Below are 18,346 nucleotides of genomic sequence, written 5' to 3'. Positions count from 1 at the left end.
TCATCCCATCATTCTATGATGGGCCGCATGGCGAGCGAGGAAACCCGGACACTGAAGTCCACGACCGACATCGGCGACCCGGCCGCGGGCGACTCCCCGGCACCGACCGGAAAAGCGCCCACGCGCGCGTGGACGACGCGTCTGCTCGTCGCCGGCATCGTGCTGTCCGCGCTGAACCTCCGCCCCGCCATCACCAGCCTCGGCGCGCTCCTCGAAGAGGTCCGCGACGGGCTCGGCATGAGCGGCAGTGTCGCCGGACTGCTCACCTCCGTACCCCCGCTGTGCTTCGCCGTCTTCGGCGTCATGGCCCCGCGCCTCGCCCGCCGCTTCGGCCCCGCCGCGGTGGTCTGCGCGGGCATGGTCCTCATCACCACGGGCCTGCTCGTACGGCCCTACATAGGCGGCACGGCCGGCTTCCTGGCCGGCAGTGCCCTCGCGCTCATGGGCATCGCGGTCAGCAACGTCCTGATGCCGGTGATCGTCAAGCGCTGGTTCCCGGACCGGGTCGGCTCCATGACCGGCCTCTACTCGATGGCCCTGGCCCTCGGCACGGCCTCCGCCGCCGCGGTCACCGTGCCCATGACCGATGCCCTGGGCGGCAGTTGGCGCTCCGGCCTGGCCGTCTGGGCAGCGCTGGCCGCAGCGGCCGTACTGCCGTGGACCGCTCTCGTACGACACCGGGAGGCGCCCTCCGGGCCGGAGGCACCCGGGGGACGGCCCTCCCGCGCGCGGGAGGCCGAGCAGGCGCGGCCGGTGCTGCGGATCACCCGCAGCCGTACCGCGTGGGCGCTCGCCGTGTTCTTCGGGCTCCAGGCCACCGCCGCGTACATCACGATGGGCTGGATGGCGCAGATCTTCCGGGACGCGGGCGTCTCCGCGGGCACCGCCGGGCTGCTGCTGGCCGTCACCATGGTGATGGGCGTGCCGCTGGCCTTCGTCATCCCGCGCCTGGCCACCCGGCTGCCCCGGCAGGGCCCGATCGTGATCACGCTCGGCGTCTGCGGCCTCGCCGGATACACGGGCCTGTACCTCGCGCCGGCCGGCGGCGCCTGGGCCTGGGCCGTGCTGCTCGGCATCGCCAACTGCTCGTTCCCGCTGGCCCTGACGATGGTCGGCATGCGGGCCAGGACCGGCGCGGGCGTCGCCCAGTTGTCGGCCTTCGCGCAGAGCACCGGGTATCTGATCTCCATCCCGGGGCCGCTCCTGGTCGGAGTGCTCTACCAGCACAGCGGCGGCTGGGGACTGCCGATCGCCCTCATGGCCGGCCTGATGGTCCCGCAGATGGCCGTGGGCGTCCTCGCGGGCCGCAACCGTACGGTGGAGGACGAGGCGGCCCGCTGAACCCGCCCCGGCGGACGCGGCCCGGACGGCGGGTGCGAGACTGGCCGTATGCCAGTGCTCGACCCGAACCCCCAGAACGGCCAGCGGAAGATGCTCATGGTCTTCGGTTCGTTCTTCGCCATCTTCATCGTCATCGCCATCATCGCGACGATCGCCTCCCCGTGACGCTCCCGTCCCTGTGAACGCGCCCTCGTAGGCCGATGGTGGGGTTGTCCCCACCATCCCCTAGGGGGTGAGGCTCAGGGTCAAGTGGGTGGATCTCCGGATGGGTTGGGGGCCGCGCGTTCCGTAACTTCGAGTTGTGACCGCGAGAAGCGGATCGCGGACCACTCGGAGACCTGCGGAGGCACTCATGTCGGCCCCTACGCACACCCGGCCCCACCCGGCGACCACGGGCGGCGTCGACATCAGGCTGCCGTGGTGGGCCCTCGCCCTGCCGGCCCTCGCGTTCGTCGTTCTGCTCGTGATGATGCTCAACCCGACGGACGCGCAAGCGGCGGCTTCGGACCCGGTGATCACCCATTTGTTCGAGCGCGTGCAGCAGCTCATAGCCCGCTGAGCACCGGCTGAGCACCTGCGGAGCACTTGCGGAGCCGCCCCGTCAACTCCCTGCGCCCCATGGCCTGTTTCATGCGAAGCTGGATCCCATGAGCGTCGCAGAATCCCGCAGGATTGTCCTCTTCCGGCATGCGAAAGCCGACTGGCCCCAGGTGACCGATCACGAGCGGCCGCTCGCTGAGCGGGGCCGCCTGGACGCGGCCACCGCCGGAAGCAGGCTGGCCGACACCGGCATCCCCTTCGATCTGGCCCTCTGCTCCACCGCGGTCCGGACCCGGGAGACCTGGAAGCTCGCCGTCCACGAGCTCGCGCACCGGCCGAAAACCGTCTACGAGGAGCGGCTCTACGAGGCCTCGCCCGGCGAGCTGATCGCGGTACTGAACGAGACGCCGGACGACGCGCGGAACGTGATCCTGGTCGGCCACAACCCGAGCGTGCAGGGCCTGGCCGAGATCCTCCCCGGCGCGGGCTCCGGCGAGGCCCGTGAGCGGCTGAACCAGCGCGGCTTCGCGGCCGCCGGCTTCGCCGTCCTGTCGTTCACCGGTTCCTGGAAGGCACTGGAGCCGGGCGTGGCCACGCTGGACGACTACTGGGCGCCGTCCGAATAGACCGGCGGACCGGCGGTTAGGCCGGCGGACCGGCGGCCTGCGGACCGGTAGGCCTGCGGACCGGCAGACCTGCGGACCGCACGGCAAGCCGAGAACGTAGGCCCGCACAACACGACAAGGGGCCCGGCACCATGCTGCGGTGCCGGGCCCGAAGGCTGTACGGGTCTACGGGCCCGCGATCAGTCCTCGTCGTGCGTGTCCGCGGCCTCGACCTCTTCGCGGGTGACGCCCAGCAGATACAGCACGGTGTCGAGGAACGGCACGTTCACCGCGGTGTGCGCGGCCTCCCGTACGACCGGCTTCGCGTTGAAGGCGACGCCGAGACCGGCCGCGTTGAGCATGTCCAGGTCGTTGGCGCCGTCGCCGATCGCCACGGTCTGCGCGAGTGGTACGCCCGCCTCGGCGGCGAAGCGGCGCAGGAGCCGCGCCTTGCCGGCACGGTCGACGATCTCGCCGGTGACCTTGCCGGTCAGCTTCCCGTCGACGATCTCCAGCGTGTTGGCCTGGGCGAAGTCGAGCCCGAGCCGGTCCTTGAGGTCGTCGGTGACCTGGGTGAACCCGCCTGATACGACGCCGACTTGATAGCCGAGCCGCTTGAGCGTACGGATCAGCGTCCGGGCCCCCGGCGTCAGCCGCACCTCGCTGCGCACCTTGTCGACGACCGAGGCGTCCAGCCCCGCCAGCAACTCCACGCGCGCGTGCAGCGACTGCTCGAAGTCCAGTTCCCCGCGCATCGCCGCGGCGGTCACCTCGGCGACCTCGGCCTCGCAGCCGGCGTGCGCGGCGAAGAGTTCGATGACCTCGTCCTGGATGAGCGTGGAGTCGACGTCCATGACGACCAGCCGCTGGGCCCGCCGGTGCAGCCCCGCCGCGACGACGGCGATGTCGACGCCGAACGTCGCCGCGTGGGTGACGAGGGCGGTGCGCAGGGGCTCGGTCTCCACCCCGGACACCGCGAACTCGACCGCTGTCACGGGGTACTTGGCGAGCCGGAAGATACGGTCGATGTTGCCGCCGGCCTTGGTGATGCGGGCGGCGATCGCGGCGGTGGACTCCGCGGTGAGGGGGTGGCCGAGCACGGTCACCAGCGAACGCCCGAGCCCGCGCGGCCGGTTGTCGCCGAGGCCGGAGATGATCTCGGCCTGCATCTTCATCGACTCGGCCCAGCTATGCACGGTGGCCCGCAGACCCCCTTCGAGCCCGGCGGGCGGCGGGGTCACGAGTGCGCACAACACCATCCGGCCCCGCGTGACGACCTGCTCGATGTCGACCACGTCGACGGAGTAGGCGGCGAGGGTGTCGAAGAGTCCGGCCGTGATGCCCGGCCTGTCCTTGCCGAAGATCTTGACGAGGAGAGTGGGGACGTCAGAGGTCTGCGAAGCGCTCATGATGTACCCACCGTATCCGGCACGGAGTGCCTTATGCCGCAGAGGTCCGCCTAGCGGACACGGAACAGTGGGTGTCGAGTCGGTGGCGCGAACCTTACGGGGTGATCACGGAGGCACGTGGCGGCGGTCAGAAGTGGGCTGAGGACGGTCGTGAGATGGCTGAGACGCGGTCAGCGGGCGCGTTGAGGCGATCGGGGTGCGACGCGGTGCGGATCGTGAGTCGGCCGGAGGGTGCGCAGGGGGTGATGGGTAGGGCGCTGGGTTTGGGGATACGGCCGGACGGGTGGGGCGGCGGTGTGGTTGGGCCGTAGGGCCACCGGGTTGTCGGGTCACCGGGTGGCCGGCCGTTCGGTTGTCAGGCCACGGGAATGCCGCCGCCCCGCCCTCCGCACGTTGTCCGACACCACCATCACCACGGCTCACCCGACCCTTACGTGGGTCACCGGCGTCCCTTGGGCCTCCTCGGCGGGGGCGGCGGCGGTGGCGGGGGCGGAGGCGGAGAGGGAGGCTGCTGCCCACCGTCCGAGTCGTCCTCCGGCCAGTCCCGTGAACGTGCCCCGGGTGGACGCCGGGGCGACCGGGACGGCGGCTCGTAGGACTGGGCCATGGTCGGAGCGCCGTACATGTCGACGGGCGGCGGAGGGGTACCGGGCGACGGCGACTCGTCGCCCGCACGAGCGCCGTCGGCCGACGGCGAACTTCCGGGATACGACCCGACCCCACCCGGCCCTACGGCTCCGGGCGCCGGCCCGGCCCCGAACTGCCCCGCGTTTCCCGGCGGTTGAGGGGCACCGGAGGGCCGTGGGCCTCGGGTCGGCGGCCGACCGCCTTCTTGAGGCGCCCGCGCACCCGGCGGCCAGACACCTTCCGTCGGTGAACCGGCGTCCGGTGGCCTGACTGGTCCGCGGGGTCGGTTCCTGCCGCCCGGGCCCGCGTCTTCCGGCGATCGCGAGGCACCGGAGGGAGGCACCGCGCCGCCGGGCGACCGACCGTCCGCCTGCGGTGACCGAGCGCCCGGAGGCCAGGCACCTTCCTGAGCCGACCCCGCGTTCGGTGGCCAGGCTGGTCCACGGGATCGGGGCCCACCACCTGGCCCTGCGTCTCCCGGAGGCTGGGCGGTACTTGGGGCCTGCGGACCTCCGTAGGCCGGCCGGTCGCCCTCCTGCGGTGCCTTCGTTCCGGGCGGCCACCCTGCTCCACGAGGCAGGGCCCCACCACCCGGGCCGGCACCACCTGGTGGCTGCGCGGCACCTGAGTCCCGTAGACCTCCACCAGGCGGTCGGTCACCTTCCTGCGGCGACCGCGCACCGGGCGGCCAGGCACCTTCCTGAGGCGAGGCCGCGTCCGGCGGCCACCCTGCTCCACGGCCCCGAGCCCCACCGCCAGGCCCTGCACCGCCAGGCGCCGCACCCCCCGCTCCCGCAGCCCCGGACCCCGCGCCCCCAGCTCCCGCCCCCCGAGGCGCCGCCCCACCCCCCGGCCCAGGAGGCTTCCCGCCAGGCCAACCTGTTCCACGAGGCGGCGCCGCCCCACCGTCCTCCGGTTGCCGTAGCTCGTCGGGCAGTTGCAGATACGGGTTGGTCGCAGGGTTCGGTGCGCGGTAAGGGGAACTCGGCACGTAGGGCCCGGGCTCCCCGGCGTTCTCCGGATGCCCCGCGTGTCCCGCACCCCCTGCAGGCTGCGCATGTTCCGGATATCCCGGCTGCCCCGGAGCCCAGCCATCCGACCCCGAACCCGAACCCGACCCCGCCCCCGGAACCGCAACCGTCGCCCCCAAGTCACCCAGTGCCAGCCGCGAAGCCTGTCGTCCCGCCGACCCGGTCGCGTACGCGAGCAGCCCCCCGACACCGCCCGCCCCGGCCCCCCACACCGCGCCGAGCACCAACGCCATGCCCAGATGCCCGTGCAACTCGATCCCCGCACCGAACGCGTCGAACCCCAGTACCGACAGCGACGCGTCCACCGACACATCCGTCAGCCAGGCCAACAACGGCAGGGCCAGCGCGGTCACGACCCCGAGCCGTAGGGCACACCGCCCGGCGAACCCCAGAGCTCCCGGATTCCCCGCGCCCGTGCTCCCGCGCTTCCCGCCACTCGCCCCGGCACCCGAATCCCATCGGGCGCCCGCCTCAACCGCCCCAACCCCCGTCCCGCGCACCGCACTTGCCCCCAACGGCGTCCGCACCGCCGTCAACACCCCCGCCAGCAGCATCATCAGCCCCGCGGCAACCCCCAACAGCCACACCCGACCGTCCAGTTCGGCCAGCCGTCCCAACGTCACCGGCTGGTCGGACTTCGCGCTCAGGAGGTCGTCGAGGGGATGGGGGAGCAGCTTCGCCAGTTCGCCCGTCGCCTTGCCGTCCCAGGGGACGAAGAGGCCGATCGGGATGCCGAGCCAGACTCCGTTGGGGGCGCCGAGCAGCGCGGCGCCCGCGATGCGCTTCGGGTGGTCGTCGCCGATCGTCGCGTACGCCGCCGCCGCGAGCCCCGCCGCGACCGCGACCAGCAGCACCGCGACGAGCGCGGACGCGGCCGGCCGTACGACGCGGTGGACGGCCTCCCAGCCGCGGGGGAGGGGAGTGCGGCGGGATGCCAGCAGGGCGATGAGCAGGATGCCGGCCGACCAGCCGAGGCCGCCCAGCAGGGTCGGCGCCGTGTCCACCGTGAAGCCGACCGCCGCCTTCGCCTTGACCAGGTCGCTGATCTTGCCCGGCAACAGGCCGCCGATGTCACCGATGTCGCCGATCCCGGGGATGTTCACCCCGCCGCCGCTTCCACCGCCGCCCGTCAGCTTGTCCAGGCCCAGCTTGCTGCCGTCGATCGTGATGACGTCGTGCCCGGCCCAGGCCAGTCCACCCAGCATCGCCACGAAGAGGACGATCACCGAGCCCGCGCGCGCGAGGAGTTCGGCCGGGGCGATCACAACTCCGGCCGCCCGCAGGGACCGTAGGAAGAAATACGACAGCAGGAGTGCTCCCACCAGGCTCACGCCCAACGGGGTGATCGTGACGGCCGTGGTGGCCTGGGCGCCGGTCAGGCCGAAGGCGGAGACGTCGCCGGTCGGGGTGACCGAACCGCCCGCGCCGAGGGCCACCACCGCCGCGGTCATCGGGCCGAGCGAGCCCGCCGTGTCGGCGCCCAGCAGGTGCAGGCCGAGCGCGGCCGTGCCCGCCATACCTATCAACGCCCAGCTCACCGCGGCGATCGCGGACAGCAGGACGTCACCCCAGGGCACCCTCGTGTCGTAGCTCGCCGTCCTGACACTCGTTGCTGAGCTCATGGCAGACCCCCCGATCCGCGGCACGGTGCGGACACCACGCATGTCCCCCTCGCGTGGATTACCACTCTCCGGGTCGGTTTCAACCCCGTCAACGGAACCGGCGGAAGCGTGCGGACGTGGTCTTCACAAGGTCCGACTTTCGGTCAGGGGGTGCAGCCTGAAATAGTTCCCGACGATGTTCGCCATCCCTAGACTCCCTCTGTGATGGGGGTAACTCGGGGGACTACTCAGTGGGGCATGGAGTGCCGGAACTCGTACTGGAATTGAATGGACGGACCTGGACGCTCGACGCGTCCAGGCCCTACACCCTCGGACGTGATCCGCAGGGGGACATCGTGGTCGACGACGCCAGGGTTTCCTGGCGGCACGCCACGATCAGTTGGGGCGGCCGGAGTTGGGTCATCGACGACCACGGCAGCACCAACGGCACGTTCGTGCAGGGGCAGCGCATCCATCAGATGGAGATCGGCCCCGGCTCGTCCGTGCACCTGGGCAACGCGACCGACGGCCCGCGCCTGAGCCTGTCCGGCGCCGCGGCCCCGGTCGCCACTCCGCAGCCGCAGCAACAGCCGTACGCGGCACAGGGAGCGGGCCCCGGCTGGGCACAGCAGGCAGCCCCGCAGCAGACGCCCGAGCAGCAGCGTTACCAGCCGCCGGCCGCCGCGAACATTCCGCCGCAGCAGGGGTCCGGCGTCGGCGCGGGGGCGCCGCCGGTCTACGGCGACCGCAGCCCGACCACGTTCCACCAGTTCTCGCTGGACCGCGTGATGCACATCGGCCGTGCGCTGGAGAACGAGTTGGTGGTCTCCGACCTCCAAGTCTCGCGCCACCACGCCGAGTTCCACGCGACGCTCGACGGCCGCTTCGAGATCCGTGACCTCGGCTCGCACAACGGCACGTACGTCAACGGCCAGCCGATCGCCAAGGGCGGCTCGGCGCTGCTCGGCCCGAACGACATCGTCGGCGTCGGCCACTCCACGTTCCGGCTGGTCGGGGACCGGCTCGAAGAGTTCGTCGACACCGGTGAAGTCTCCTTCTCCGCACGGCACTTGACCGTCGAGGTCGACGGCGGCAAGCAGATCCTCAAGGACGTCTCCTTCGGCGTACCGGAGAAGTCGCTGATCGCGGTCATCGGCCCGTCGGGATCCGGCAAGTCGACCCTGCTCAAGGCGCTCACCGGCTACCGGCCCGCCAACCAGGGCGACGTCCTCTACGACAACCGGAACCTCTACAAGCAGTTCGCCGAACTGCGCCAGCGCATCGGTCTGGTCCCGCAGGACGACATCCTGCACAAGGAACTGACCGTCAAGAAGGCGCTCAAGTACGCGGCCAAGCTGCGCTTCCCCGCCGACACCACCGGCGACGAGCGCGAGGCCCGCATCGACGAGGTGCTGCGCGAGCTGAAGCTCGACATCCACAAAGAGAAGAAGATCACCTCCCTCTCCGGCGGCCAGCGCAAGCGCGTCTCGGTCGCGCTGGAACTCCTCACCAAGCCCTCGCTGATCTTCCTGGACGAGCCCACCTCGGGCCTCGACCCGGGCATGGACCGCGATGTCATGCAGTTGCTGCGCGGCCTCGCCGACGACGGCCGCACGGTCCTCGTCGTCACCCACTCCGTGGCCGAACTGGCGATCTGCGACAAGCTGTTGGTGATGGCGCCGGGCGGCGCGGTCGCCTACTTCGGCCCGCCGGAGGAGGCGCTGAACTTCTTCGGCTACGACACCTGGGCCGATGTCTTCTCCGCCTTCGAGAACTACCGCGACTACGACTGGGCCGGGCGCTGGAAGGGCTCGCAGCACTACCAGATGTACGCCGCGGACATCGACGCGATAGCTCCGCAGTCCGTACAGATGCCGCCGATGCAGGCCATGAAACCGCCGAAGCCGCAGGGCTGGATGTCGCAGTTCGTCACGCTGGTGCGCCGCTACGTCGGGGTGATCGCCTCCGACAAGGGCTTCCTGGCGCTGATGGTGATCCTGCCGGGCGTCCTGGGCGCGGTGAGCCTGCTCATCGACTCGGGCAACAGCCTGCTGCCCAACCCGCCCAGGGCGAACGGCACCGTCATCCCGAACGGCACGGCCACCACGGTCCTGCTGATCCTCGCGGTCGGCGCCTGCTTCGCCGGCGCGGCCAACTCCGTCCGTGAGCTGATCAAGGAACGGGTCATCTACGAACGGGAGCGCGCGACCGGGCTGTCCCGTTCCGCGTATCTGATGTCCAAGGTGTTCGTGCTCGGTGTGATCACCGCGCTGCAGGGCCTGATGGTCGGCGTCATCGGCTTCTCCAGCCGGGAGATCCCCAAGCAGGGCCTGGTCCTCGGCAGTCAGACCATGCTCGAACTCTGCATCCCGATCATGGGTCTCGGCTTCACCGCGATGATGTTCGGCCTGATCATCTCCTCGCTGGTGAAGACGGCCGAGAAGACCATGCCGCTGCTGGTCATGTTCGCGATCATCCAGGTCGTGTTCACCGGCTGCCTGTTCACCCTGAACGGCTCGATCGGCGTCAACCAGTTCTCGTACCTGATGCCGTCGCGCTGGGCGGTCGGCGCCGCGGGCGCCACGCTCGACTTCAACAAGATCAGCCCGCCCAAGCCCGGCGACAGCACGGACCCGCTCTGGGAGCACACCGTCGGCGCCTGGGGCCTGGACATGGCCGCCCTGATCGCCCTCGGCATCATCTGCGGCTTCTTCGTGGCCCGCTTCCTGCGCCGCCACGAGCCCGAGGTCATGCGCAAGTAGCAGTTCCCGTACGACACCGAAGGGCGGCACCCCTCACACGGGTGCCGCCCTTTCGGCGTCGATACCGAGACCCAGAGGTCCGCCGGAGGCCTCGGTACGCGTCTCAGTACGCGCTGTTGACGTTGTCGATCGAGCCGTAGCGGTCGGCCGCGTAGTTCGCCGCGGCGGTGATGTTGGCGACCGGGTCGTAGATGCTCGTCGAGGTACCGGAGACGTGGTACGCGTTGAACGTCGGCTGGATGACCTGGAGCAGACCGATCGACGGGGTGCCGTTGACCGCGTTGACGTCCCAGCCGTTGACGGCGCTCGGGTTGCCCGAGGACTCCCGCATGATGTTCTTGTACAGGCCGTTGTACGAGCCCGGGATGCCCTTCTGCTTCATGATCGCCAGGGCGTGGTTGATCCAGCCGTTGAGGTTGTCGGCGTACGTCGTCGCCGCGACGGGCTGGATCTTGACGCGCTGGCTGGAGCGGCTCGCGGCCTTCTTGGCCTTGCGCGCGGCCTCCGCCTTCTTCTTGGCGGCGGCTTCGGCGGCGGCCTTCTTCTTCGCGGCGGCGTCCGCCTTGGCCTTCGCCGCCTTCGCCTTCGCGTCGGCCTTCGCCTGGATCGCCTCGGTCTTCACGCTGGCACCGGCGAGCTGGTCGGTGACGCTGGCCTTGACGCCCTTGATGGGCTCCGTGCTGTAGGCCACCTTCGCCGTGGACGCGGCGTCGTTGGTGGTCGTCCCCGCGTCGCCGGGCACCGCGGAGAAGGCGAGGGCGGCGGCGCCGAGCGTGGCGACACCGGCGAGCGCGATCTTGTGCTGCTTCGTCAGCTTGTTCAGCTTGGTCAGACGACTATGACCAGGAGTGTTCATGTTCTTGGGCATGGCGGGTGGACCTCTTCGAATGGCGCGGAGGTCGCTCACCGTCCGGCGGGGACGCGGGTGCTTCCGGCACAAACGCCGCGGACGGGATCCGCGGCGCTGAGCGACGGCTGCAATTCTTAGCGGCCGCAAAAACCCCTGGCAAAGGTGTGACGTACGATCCCGGGTAGTGGAGCAGGGAAGGGCAAAACGGGACAGACAGGGCCGTCTGTCCCGCTCAGGCGGGGCGCCCATATCTCCTATGTCCGCTAGTACGTGATCTGTGCCCTATGCGCGGGCTCACACCGAGCGCGCCCTGACCTCACCCGCAGTTGCGGGAGCAACGCACCGTGTGAGGATCCTCCTCCGGGAGGATGAGATGCACGTCCCCGAACTCGTGCCACAGGTAGAGCCCCCGCAAGGCCTCCTCATAACTGCGATCGACGGCGGCCCGCCCGGCGACCGCCTCCAGCATCAGCAGATGCGAGGCCTCCGGCTCGTGCAGCCCCGTCACCAGCCCGTCCACCACCCGCACCCCCCGCTCCGGCGTGACGACGAGATCCGTCCACCCGGCACGCGCGCGTACGACACCGTCGTCCCCGGCGGCGGACTCCACCGCCCGCACGGCAGTGGTCCCCACCGCGATCACCCGCCCGTCCCCCGCGCGGGCGGCGTTGATCAACCGGGCCGACACCTCCGACACCGCGAACCGCTCCGGATACGGCGGCTCGTGCACCTCGGCCGACGCCACCCCCGTGTGCAAGGTGATCGGCGCGAACTGCACCCCCCGACTCACCAGCTCCGCCACGAGCCGCGCGGTGAAGGGCCGCGCGGCGCTGGGCATCTCCGCACTGCCGGCCCCGTCCTCGGCCGGCAACGAGAACACGGTCTGATAGACGGAGAGGGGCTGATCCCGCTCCGTATAGGAGTAACGGATGGGCCGCCCGTGCTCGCGCAACAGCTTCGCCACCCCCGCACCGGACACCCGCGCCCACCACAACCGCTCCCCCCGCCCGCTCAGCGGCTCCTCCAGGGTCAGCCGCGCGTCCCCGGTCAGCCGCACCTCCACCCCCTCCGGGCCGCCCGCACGCGCGCGTGTGGTGCCCTTCCCGTCCGGCTCCCGCAGCTCGACCGCCCACTGCCCGTCATCGCCCCGCGTGGAGAAATGCACCACCACGCGTGCGTGCCCGATCCACCCGTCCACCGCCGCGGCGAGCGTCGGCGACGTGTTCACGATCAGCAGATCCCCGGCCCGCAGCAGCCGCGGCAACTCCGCGAACACGTGATGCGCCACCTCGGTACCCCGCGACACCAGCAGTCGTACGGCATCCCGGTCGAGCCCCGGCCCGCGCTGCTCGGCGGGCACGCGCGCGGAGAGCTCCTCCGGAACTCGCACGGCCACTGTCATCGCTGCTCCAGCAGGGCCGGGGCGCCGTAACGACCGCTCGCTGGCCGCTCGTCCAGCAGCCGCAGGAAGGCCGGCACCACCCCGGCCGGCGACGGCCGCGGATCGTCGTCGTCCGGTACGGCCGCCGCGTACAGGTCCGTGCCCATGTCCCCGGGGTCGACAGCCCACACCCGCAGCCCCGGTTCCTCCACGCCGAGCACGGCCGCGAGATGGTCGAGGGCCGCCTTGGACGCTCCGTAGCCGCCCCACGTCTCGTGCGCCTCGGCCGCGGCGTCCGAGCTGACCGCGATCACCGCGCCCGCCCGTGCGGCCCGCAGCAGCGGCAGCGCCTCCTGGACCAGCCCCAGCGCGGCCACCACGTTCACCTCCAGCGCCCGCCGCAGCCCGTCCAGGGCCAGCTCCTCCAGGCGTACGAGCGGCTCGGCGCCCAGCGCGCTCGCGTTGCTCACGACCAGGTCGACACCGCCCAGCTTCTCCGCCGCGGCCACCAGCTCGGCCCGGTGCGCGGCGTCCGTGACATCCCCGGGAAGAGCCTCCACGCGCGTGCCGTACGCGGCGACGGACACCGCGGCCTCCGTCAGCACCCCCTCGGTCCTGGCGTCGAGCACCAGGTCCCAGCCCCGCGCGGCCAGGGCCTCGGCGAGGGCACGCCCCAGTCCCTTGGACGCCCCCGTGATGATCGCTACCGACATGACACACGTCCCCTCGTCACTACGCCGCCATCGGCGTGCCCCCAACGTAGGAACGGGACAGCCCCCGCCGCGTCGGACGCCGGCCGCAGTCCACCGGGGCCCTTCGCCCTAGGCCTTCCGGACCAGACGACGGCGGCCACCAGCCCGATCCGCGGTGTCACACCCCGCCGGTACCGTGAGGACATGAGTCAAGGTCCACGGTCCGGCCTCGCGGCGGTGAGTTCCGCGCTGCTGGCCATGAGCAGGCATCTCGAGGTGCGCGACGTCCTCAAGACGATCGTCGCCTCGGCCCGCGAGCTGCTCGACGCGCAGTACGCCGCCCTCGGCGTCCCCGACGACCACGGCGGCTTCGCCCAGTTCGTGGTCGACGGCGTCAGCGACGCCCAGTGGAAGGCCATCGGCCCGCTCCCGCGCCAGCACGGCATCCTCGCCGCGATGCTGCACCAGGCCAAGGCCGAGCGCCTCGCGGACGTACGCAAGGACCCCCGCTTCGAGGGCTGGCCCTCGGCCCACCCCGACATGTCCGACTTCCTGGGCCTGCCCATCCGCGACGACGACGAGATCATCGGCGCGTTGTTCCTCGCGAACAAGAACTGCCCCAAGCGGGACGGCAGTTGCGGCTTCACCGAGGAGGACGAGGAACTCCTCTCCATCCTCGCCCAGCACGCGGCCATCGCCCTCACCAACGCCCGCCTCTACGAGCGCAGCCGCGAGCTGACCATCGTCGAGGAGCGCTCCCGCCTGGCCCACGAGCTGCACGACGCGGTGGCCCAGAAACTGTTCTCCCTCCGCCTCACCGCACAGGCCGCCGCCACCCTCGTCGACCGCGATCCCTCCCGTGCCAAGGGCGAACTCCAGCAGGTGGCCGCGCTCGCCGCCGAGGCCGCCGACGAACTGCGCGCCGCAGTCGTCGAGTTGCGCCCCGCCGCCCTCGACGAGGACGGACTGAGCGCCACCCTGCGCACCCAGATCCAGGTCCTCGACCGCGCCCACACCGCACGCGTGACCTTCACCGGCCGAGGCTTCCGCGCCCTGCCCGCCGCCCAGGAGGAAGCCATGCTGCGCGTCGCCCAGGAGGCCCTGCACAACGCGCTGCGGCACTCCGGCGCGGACCACGTCACCGTGACCCTGGAGCGAAGCGGCTGCGGGGCGGTCCTGCGGATCACCGACGACGGCAGCGGCTTCGAACCCCAGTCGATCCGCCGCGCCGGACGCCACCTGGGCCTGGTCTCCATGCGGGACCGGACGAACGGCGTCGGCGGCACGCTGACCGTGGAATCGGCGCCCGGAAAGGGCACCACGATCGAGATGGAGGTCCCCGGTGGCTGACCCAATCAAGGTGCTGATCGTCGACGACCACCAGGTCGTCCGCCGGGGCCTGCGCACCTTCCTGGAGGTGCAGGACGACATCGAGGTCGTCGGCGAGGCGGCCGACGGCGCCGAAGGAGTCGCCCGCACCGAGGAGTTGAAGCCCGACGTCGTCCTCATGGACGTCAAGATGCCGGGCATGGACGGCATCGACGCGCTGCGCAGACTCCGCGAACTCGACCACCCCGCGCGCGTGTTGATCGTCACGAGCTTCACCGAACAGCGCACGGTGATACCGGCCCTGCGCGCGGGCGCCGCCGGTTACGTCTACAAGGACGTGGACCCGGACGCCCTGGCCGGTGCCATCCGTTCCGTCCACGCGGGCCACATCCTGCTCCAACCCGAGGTCGCCGGCGTCCTGTTGTCCCAGGAGGAGTCCAACTCGGGTCAGGGGAGAGGCGGTTCCCTCACGGAGCGGGAGCGCGAGGTGCTCGGCCTGATCGCCGACGGCCGCTCCAACCGCGAGATAGCCCGCGCCCTGGTGCTCTCCGAGAAGACGGTCAAGACCCACGTCTCGAACATCCTGATGAAGCTCGACCTGGCGGACCGCACGCAGGCCGCCCTGTTCGCCGTACGCCACGGTCTGACCAGGTGAGCGGCGGCGCAGGGGGCACGTGACGGCAACACGGAACGTCCCGTTCCGGGCTGAGATTCATACCGTCGTGGGAATGTCCCTCGAATGGCGCATCCTTTGTGGATCTCCACCGTTCTCCAGTGCGTGCCGCGGCGCCTGCCGCGGTGATCGCTAGGAGGGCTCAGAAGTGAAGAACCTGAAGAAGGCAGCGGCCGTGACGATGGTGGCCGGCGGGCTGGTCGCCGCCGGTGCCGGGCTGGCCTCCGCCGACGGCCTGGCGAACGGCCAGGCCATCGGCTCGCCCGGCGTCGGCTCGGGCAACGTCGTCCAGGTCCCGGTGCACGTCCCGGTCAACGCGGTCGGCAACAGCGTGAACGTCATCGGCGTGCTGAACCCGGCCTTCGGCAACCTGGGCCTCAACCGCTGAAGCAGGTCGCCGCGCGACTGTGACCGGCCTCCGGCCTCCCAGGACACCGCCTGGGAGGCCGGTCTGCTCGTCACCCGGTCACTTGGTCACCTGGTCGGCTTGTCGCCCCAATGATCCGAACGGGCAGTCAAACGCGCATGTCCGTGCCGTTCTCGCCCACTCCCGCGTTGATCAGCGCACGACCCGCGGCCGGGTCGGTCACGCAATCGCAGGAGGAACGCTTCCCATGAACATCGCCAAGAAGGCCGCCGTGGCCCTCACCGTCGCCGGTATCGCCGCCGGCGCGTCCGCCGGTGCCGCTTTCGCCGACGCGGGTGCCGACGGCGCGGCCGTGAAGTCGCCGGGTGTCGGTTCGGGCAACGCCGTCCAGGTCCCCGTCCACGTCCCCGTCAACGTCGTCGGCGACAGCGTCAACGTCATCGGCCTGCTGAACCCCACGTTCGGCAACAAGGGCGTCAACGGCTGACGCCCACAGCGGTAGAGAAGGGCCTCAAGAGTCAACGACGACTCTCGGGGCCCTTTTTGTACGCGCCGAACTCGGCGTGCCCCAGCAATCCCGGCCCGTCCGACACCTCGCCAGCACAGGCCACCACCATTCAGCCTGTCCGGCACCTCTTCACCACAGGCCGCCACCATCCAGCCCGTTCGGCGCCTTTCCAACGCAGGCCGCACATATCCAGCCCGTCCGGCGTTTGAGGACGAGGCCCGTTCAGGGCCGACCGGGGGTCTGGGGGCGGAGCCCCCAGTGGCGCCCACACCAACCCGGGGCAACACCGCGACGGAACATTCAGCGCACCCCCTTCTCCCGCTCCTCCACAACGGAGTTGTACGCCGCGACCTGCGCCCGCCGAGCCGTCCGCTCCACCGGCCGCAACGCCTCCGCCCGCACAGCCATCTCGGACGCGCTCACCGCACCCCCATGCCCACTCTCATAGGCCACGGACACCAACAACCCCACCCGCTGCGCCAGTTCCAGCACCCGCACCGCCCGCGGCGGATACCCGGGCGCCAACACTTCCCGCCCCCGCTCGGCCCGCGCGCGATACGCGTCGAGAGCCGCCTCGGCCACCGGCCCGGACGCGGCCACGTCGAGCCGCGACAACACCGCCGTAGCGTCCCGCAGCGCCTCCGCCAGCTCCCGCTCGGCCTCCCCGAGCGAGGGCACATCGGCGGGCGGCGCCTCCCGCACCGGCAGGCAGTGCCAGACCACCTCGACATGGACGTCACCGGCGGGACCGGCCTCGTACACCTCGGGAACGAGGCCGAGCGCGACGCCGTAGCAGATCACCGCCTCCTCGGCCTCCAAGGCCCGCGCGTTGAACGCGGGCGGGCCGCTCAGGCCCAGCGGATGTCCCGAGGTGGGCAGCGCCACGCGCAGCCCGGTCGCCCCGAGGGCGCGCAGCCGCCCCAGCGCGAGGGTGAGTCCGACGGGGGCCGATTCGCCCGGCAGCCCCTCCACCCGGTGCACGGCGTCCTCGCCCACGATGGCGAGCACGGCGTCGTCGGGTGAGACAAGCCCGGCCAACAGGGCATTTCCCCAGGCGGCGAGGCGTCCTGAACGTGGTTCCGAAAGCATGCCCTCCACCCTAAGGACCGGACCGATGGAATGGGGCGCCCGGCCGGTGGCGTAGATTTCTTCGAGGGCTGCGCCTACCGGCGCACGCGACAGCCGAGACAGGCCGACGATGCAATGGGAGACAGCGCGCTCATGAGCGATGTTCTGGAGCTGGAGGACGTAACCGTGGTCCGGGAGGGCCGGGCTCTGGTGGACCAGGTCTCCTGGTCGGTCAAGGAGGGCGAGCGCTGGGTCATCCTCGGCCCGAACGGCGCCGGCAAGACCACGCTCCTGAACGTCGCGTCCAGCTACCTGTTCCCCAGCAGCGGCACCGCCACCATCCTCGGCGAGACCCTCGGCAAGGTCGACGTCTTCGAACTGCGCCCCCGCATCGGCGTCGCCGGCATCGCCATGGCCGAGAAGCTCCCCAAGCGCCAGACCGTCCTGCAGACCGTCCTGACCGCCGCCTACGGCATGACCGCCGGGTGGCACGAGGACTACGAGGACGTCGACGAGCAGCGCGCCCGCGCCTTCCTCGACCGCCTCGGCATGAGCGACTACCTGGAGCGCCGCTTCGGCACCCTCTCCGAGGGCGAGCGCAAGCGCACCCTCATCGCCCGCGCCCTGATGACCGACCCCGAGCTACTCCTCCTCGACGAGCCCGCCGCCGGCCTCGACCTCGGCGGCCGCGAGGACCTCGTACGCCGGCTCGGCCGCCTGGCCCGCGACCCGATCGCCCCCTCCATGATCATGGTCACGCACCACGTCGAGGAGATCGCCCCCGGCTTCACCCACGTCCTGATGATCCGTCAGGGCAAGGTCCTCGCCGCGGGCCCGCTGGAGCTCGAACTCACCGCCCGCAACCTCTCCCTGTGCTTCGGCCTCCCGCTGATCGTCGAGCAGGTCGGCGACCGCTGGACCGCACACGGTCTCCCCATGGCCTGAACTCCCTTGTAAGAAGCGGGTGCAGGGACAAATGCGCCCTGTCCGTGACGGGACCCGCAGCTCTACCATTGACCATGTGAACGACATCGGCACATGGGTGTGGTGGCTCGTCGGCGCGGTGGCACTCGGGATCCCTCTCGTGGTGACCGCGATGCCGGAGTTCGGCATGCTCGCCATGGGCGCCGTCGCCGCGGCGGGAACCGCGGGAATCGGCGGGGACCTCGTCGTCCAGGTCCTCGTCTTCGCCGTCGTCTCGGTCGCGCTCATCGCGGTCGTACGGCCCATCGCGAACCGGCACCGCTCCCAACGGCCCCAACTCGCCACCGGCGTGGACGCGTTGAAGGGCAAACAGGCCGTCGTCCTGGAGCGCGTCGACGGCTCCGGCGGCGGCCGGATCAAGCTGGCCGGGGAGATCTGGTCGGCGCGCGCACTCGACACCGACCGCGCCTACGAACCGGGCCAGGAGGTGGACGTCGTGGAGATCGAGGGAGCCACCGCGATCGTCATCTGACCTCGCAGGACTCGACCGATGACCTCGCAGGACTCAACTGAACCGAACAGCACACGAGTTGCGTGACGGTCTGACACACTCGACCAGCAAGATCTTCAACAACCAT

Annotated in this window: 16 protein-coding genes and 1 pseudogene; 11 read left to right on the top strand and 6 right to left on the bottom strand. The window is 71.1% G+C overall.

Annotation, left to right across the window (positions count from 1 at the left end):
• The first annotated feature begins 27 nt into the window (after positions 1 to 27).
• The 4 genes from OG223_RS13335 to OG223_RS13320 all read left to right on the top strand — a co-directional run bounded on the left by OG223_RS13335 (position 28) and on the right by OG223_RS13320 (position 2,507).
• On the top strand, positions 28 to 1,341 hold the full coding sequence (locus OG223_RS13335) for a CynX/NimT family MFS transporter (RefSeq protein ID WP_329246991.1): 1,314 nt from the start codon (positions 28 to 30) through the stop codon (positions 1,339 to 1,341).
• A gap of 48 nt (positions 1,342 to 1,389) precedes the next feature.
• Positions 1,390 to 1,506, top strand: a complete 117-nt coding sequence (locus OG223_RS13330; RefSeq protein WP_329246990.1) for an SGM_5486 family transporter-associated protein — start codon at positions 1,390 to 1,392, stop codon at positions 1,504 to 1,506.
• A gap of 187 nt (positions 1,507 to 1,693) precedes the next feature.
• Positions 1,694 to 1,900: a hypothetical protein gene (locus OG223_RS13325; protein ID WP_033286415.1), complete on the top strand. Its 207-nt coding sequence runs from the start codon at positions 1,694 to 1,696 to the stop codon at positions 1,898 to 1,900.
• Positions 1,901 to 1,988: 88 nt separating this feature from the next.
• On the top strand, positions 1,989 to 2,507 hold the full coding sequence (locus OG223_RS13320; RefSeq protein ID WP_329246986.1) for a SixA phosphatase family protein: 519 nt from the start codon (positions 1,989 to 1,991) through the stop codon (positions 2,505 to 2,507).
• 179 nt (positions 2,508 to 2,686) lie between these two features.
• On the opposite strand, the gene serB is transcribed toward OG223_RS13320, so the two are convergent.
• Both serB and OG223_RS13310 read right to left on the bottom strand, forming a co-directional pair.
• Entirely contained in the window at positions 2,687 to 3,895 is a 1,209-nt protein-coding gene (serB, locus tag OG223_RS13315; protein WP_329246983.1) for a phosphoserine phosphatase SerB, read from the bottom strand.
• A 1,390-nt stretch (positions 3,896 to 5,285) separates the two neighbouring features.
• A pseudogene (locus tag OG223_RS13310) lies at positions 5,286 to 7,175 on the bottom strand (streptophobe family protein); the annotation flags it as partial.
• A 242-nt stretch (positions 7,176 to 7,417) separates the two neighbouring features.
• Between OG223_RS13310 and OG223_RS13305 the strand changes: the two are divergent.
• Entirely contained in the window at positions 7,418 to 9,916 is a 2,499-nt protein-coding gene (locus OG223_RS13305) for an ABC transporter ATP-binding protein/permease (RefSeq protein WP_329246980.1), read from the top strand.
• Between the two features lie 103 nt (positions 9,917 to 10,019).
• On the opposite strand, the gene OG223_RS13300 is transcribed toward OG223_RS13305, so the two are convergent.
• The 3 genes from OG223_RS13300 to OG223_RS13290 form a co-directional block, all read right to left on the bottom strand.
• Positions 10,020 to 10,784 carry a transglycosylase SLT domain-containing protein gene (locus OG223_RS13300; RefSeq protein ID WP_329246977.1) on the bottom strand — a complete coding sequence of 255 codons (765 nt, stop codon included), beginning with the start codon at positions 10,782 to 10,784 and terminating at the stop codon, positions 10,020 to 10,022.
• A gap of 298 nt (positions 10,785 to 11,082) precedes the next feature.
• Positions 11,083 to 12,168, bottom strand: a complete 1,086-nt coding sequence (locus OG223_RS13295; protein WP_329246975.1) for an S-adenosylmethionine:tRNA ribosyltransferase-isomerase — start codon at positions 12,166 to 12,168, stop codon at positions 11,083 to 11,085.
• Positions 12,165 to 12,860 (bottom strand): SDR family NAD(P)-dependent oxidoreductase, encoded by a 696-nt coding sequence (locus tag OG223_RS13290; RefSeq protein WP_329246973.1) that lies wholly within the window; start codon positions 12,858 to 12,860, stop codon positions 12,165 to 12,167. Before OG223_RS13290 ends, OG223_RS13295 begins: the two co-directional genes overlap by 4 nt.
• A 183-nt stretch (positions 12,861 to 13,043) precedes the next feature.
• Between OG223_RS13290 and OG223_RS13285 the strand changes: the two genes are divergently transcribed.
• From OG223_RS13285 to OG223_RS13270, 4 genes are all read left to right on the top strand, one after another.
• Positions 13,044 to 14,189 (top strand): GAF domain-containing sensor histidine kinase, encoded by a 1,146-nt coding sequence (locus OG223_RS13285; RefSeq protein WP_329246971.1) that lies wholly within the window; start codon positions 13,044 to 13,046, stop codon positions 14,187 to 14,189.
• A complete protein-coding gene (locus OG223_RS13280; protein ID WP_329246968.1) occupies positions 14,182 to 14,823 on the top strand; it encodes a response regulator transcription factor in 642 nt (213 codons plus the stop codon). The genes OG223_RS13285 and OG223_RS13280 overlap by 8 nt, the downstream gene beginning before the upstream one ends.
• Positions 14,824 to 14,989: 166 nt before the next feature.
• A complete protein-coding gene (locus tag OG223_RS13275; protein WP_329246965.1) occupies positions 14,990 to 15,229 on the top strand; it encodes a chaplin in 240 nt (79 codons plus the stop codon).
• Positions 15,230 to 15,455: 226 nt separating this feature from the next.
• Positions 15,456 to 15,695 carry a chaplin family protein gene (locus tag OG223_RS13270; protein WP_329246962.1) on the top strand — a complete coding sequence of 80 codons (240 nt, stop codon included), beginning with the start codon at positions 15,456 to 15,458 and terminating at the stop codon, positions 15,693 to 15,695.
• A 321-nt stretch (positions 15,696 to 16,016) separates the two neighbouring features.
• Here OG223_RS13270 and OG223_RS13265 read toward each other — a convergent pair whose 3' ends face one another.
• Positions 16,017 to 16,805: a hypothetical protein gene (locus OG223_RS13265; protein ID WP_200690083.1), complete on the bottom strand. Its 789-nt coding sequence runs from the start codon at positions 16,803 to 16,805 to the stop codon at positions 16,017 to 16,019.
• Positions 16,806 to 16,937: 132 nt separating this feature from the next.
• Between OG223_RS13265 and OG223_RS13260 the strand changes: the two genes are divergently transcribed.
• Positions 16,938 to 17,729 carry an ABC transporter ATP-binding protein gene (locus tag OG223_RS13260; RefSeq protein ID WP_329246959.1) on the top strand — a complete coding sequence of 264 codons (792 nt, stop codon included), beginning with the start codon at positions 16,938 to 16,940 and terminating at the stop codon, positions 17,727 to 17,729.
• A gap of 76 nt (positions 17,730 to 17,805) precedes the next feature.
• The gene (locus tag OG223_RS13255; RefSeq protein WP_329246956.1) at positions 17,806 to 18,240 is read left to right on the top strand and encodes an NfeD family protein; all 435 of its coding nucleotides are present in this window, start codon (positions 17,806 to 17,808) and stop codon (positions 18,238 to 18,240) included.
• Positions 18,241 to 18,346: the final 106 nt, after the last annotated feature.

Source organism: Streptomyces sp. NBC_01478, from assembly GCF_036227225.1.
Taxonomy (GTDB): Bacteria; Actinomycetota; Actinomycetes; order Streptomycetales; family Streptomycetaceae; genus Streptomyces.
The sequence above is the reverse complement of the archived record's forward strand: the minus strand, read 5'-3'. Positions and strand labels throughout refer to the sequence as shown.